Below are 2039 nucleotides of genomic sequence, written 5' to 3'. Positions count from 1 at the left end.
GGTAAAACGTGTTTGGTCGCGGTACCTGGCGGCTAAGGCAGATGTCTGAGGCGCTGCCTTGGTCCAGTGCCCGTCAGTGACCTTGCTGAAGTATTTTCAGTCTCTCGGTCAACAGTATCAAACCCTTTTCATTAGGCACAAACATGCTCGATTTATCCGCAGAGCAACACCAGCTGGCGAAGGTAGTCCATGATTATGCCAGCCGATTTCCATCGACAGAAAGTGGCGATAGCCAGCTACTTCAGGGCTGCTATGACTATATGATGGCTTTCAAACAGGTATTCGACAGCTCATCCAAAATCCAAATGGACTACATCTGCCTGCAATATCCAGGATTTTTTCGTTTCGCGAAAATGATGGAGTTGCTGGCCCAAGGTATTGCTGATGGCTTCATCCAGGTACCAAAAGAACACTAACAGGGGTTGTAAGCCGGGATTGCAAGCCGTTACACCTATGCATCAATTCGTTTTGGACAGCCACAGAGCAAACCGAACTGGAAAACCACTACCCGAATTTATCTGTAGATCAGATTGACGTATATTGTAATCTACAGACCATAAACTGGGAGTGGTGAACATGAGCCAAACGACTATTGTACGTGCACCATCCACCAAGGATGCTGGCGCGGTGGCACTACGCACCGCAGTGACGATCATGGGGCGATGGAAAGCGACACATAAGGATATCGAGAACACCCTTCGTATATCACGCAGCACCTACTCGCGCGCCAAGGATCAAGGTCGCTCCGTGAGCCTGGATAATGATCAAATTGCACGTATCAGCCTTATCCTGAACGTACATGGTGCGCTGAGAACAATCTTCGACAACCCAGAAAACGTCTATGGCTTTCCACGAATGGCCAACGACAACGAATTTTTTGATGGCAGAGCCCCGCTGGAAATCATGTCCACAGGCTCATTCATCAACCTGTACGAGACTTTCCGTCGCATTGACGTGTTGCGAGGTGCCCAATGGTAAGCGCTGCTGATCTGAATGTGCTGCGCGGGGGAGGGAGCATCAAGTCATACCGCTTGGTGAACTCCAAGTTTCCTCCGATCGCTTTGTTCGATGACGTGGCCAGCGCTGACGAGTTCGATATCCTTTACCAAGTTCAGGCCCTGACGAATCCCCGTCTGCAGAACGAGGTAGGCGACCTCAACCTGATCCCTCGCAGCGAAATACCTTTCGGCATCACTGGCTGCTCCTACGCCACCGCGCCGTTCACACACGTGAACCCTGACGGCTCCCGCTTCAGCGATGGCTCGTTCGGCATGCTTTACCTGGCTGCCTCCATGGATACGGCCATCGCCGAAGTACGCCATCACCAAGAAATGTACTGGAGCAAAGTGCAAGGGCTGAACTACGAGCGTTTCGTATTCCGTGGTCTGACCTGCGAATTCGACGAGGTGGGTGTACTGGACGCAACTGTGCTGTCTCTGACGGACGCAATCTATGCTCCAAACGATTACAGCGCCTCAAGAGCGCTAGGCCGCGAAGTGAGGAAGGCCAAAGCTTCGGGTCTGCGCTATCGCTCCGTTCGCTCGCCTGGCGATACCTGTTGGGCGCTGACTACCCCTCGACATGTTGATTCGATTATCCAATCAAACCATTACGAAATGGTCTGGAACAAGAAAATCACCAGCGTGAATAAGCTCGTAGCCAGCGCGTGAGAGCCAAAAATTGCTACTGAACGCCTGGATACATACCTGTAACGACCTGCAATCGACACGGCCTCAACGTGCAAACCGGGGTTGTAAGCCGGAATCCCAGAAATTTCCGTCATGGTTGGGAAGCCAGTACGGGTGCGGATTAACGCCAAACAGTTGTTTTCCGGCAGCGACGCCGCCAAGCCGAAAACGGCTTGATTGAGCGGCCAAATATGTACGGAAAACCGTATCGAGTAGCACAAGCAGCCTGGAACCACTCTGGTGATGTTTTCCGACGGAATTTTCTTGGGTTCAGGCTTACACCCCCTTTTTGGAAAAACCACGGGTTGAACTGCTGAGGGCATAATTAGGTATCCTCTGAAAAAGCCCATT

4 protein-coding genes are annotated in these 2039 nt (G+C 51.7%); 3 read left to right on the top strand and 1 reads right to left on the bottom strand.

Annotated features, from left to right (window positions below):
• Positions 1-143: 143 nt before the first annotated feature.
• From ALO64_RS03145 to ALO64_RS03135, 3 genes are all read left to right on the top strand, one after another.
• The gene (locus ALO64_RS03145) at positions 144-416 is read left to right on the top strand and encodes a hypothetical protein (protein ID WP_044345850.1); all 273 of its coding nucleotides are present in this window, start codon (positions 144-146) and stop codon (positions 414-416) included.
• A gap of 160 nt (positions 417-576) precedes the next feature.
• The gene (locus ALO64_RS03140) at positions 577-978 is read left to right on the top strand and encodes an antitoxin Xre-like helix-turn-helix domain-containing protein (protein WP_044345849.1); all 402 of its coding nucleotides are present in this window, start codon (positions 577-579) and stop codon (positions 976-978) included.
• Positions 972-1670, top strand: coding sequence for an RES family NAD+ phosphorylase (locus ALO64_RS03135; RefSeq protein WP_044345848.1), 699 nt, complete (start codon positions 972-974; stop codon positions 1668-1670). Before ALO64_RS03140 ends, ALO64_RS03135 begins: the two co-directional genes overlap by 7 nt.
• Here ALO64_RS03135 and ALO64_RS25860 read toward each other — a convergent pair.
• A partial coding sequence (locus ALO64_RS25860; RefSeq protein ID WP_217996264.1) for a hypothetical protein occupies positions 1610-2039 on the bottom strand: 430 nt, incomplete at its 5' end. The two genes, ALO64_RS03135 and ALO64_RS25860, sit on opposite strands and share 61 nt — an antisense overlap.

Source organism: Pseudomonas meliae (assembly GCF_001400515.1).
Lineage (GTDB): Bacteria > Pseudomonadota > Gammaproteobacteria > Pseudomonadales > Pseudomonadaceae > Aquipseudomonas > Aquipseudomonas amygdali.
Note: the sequence above shows the minus strand (reverse complement) of the source record. Positions and strands in the feature narration are given on the sequence as shown.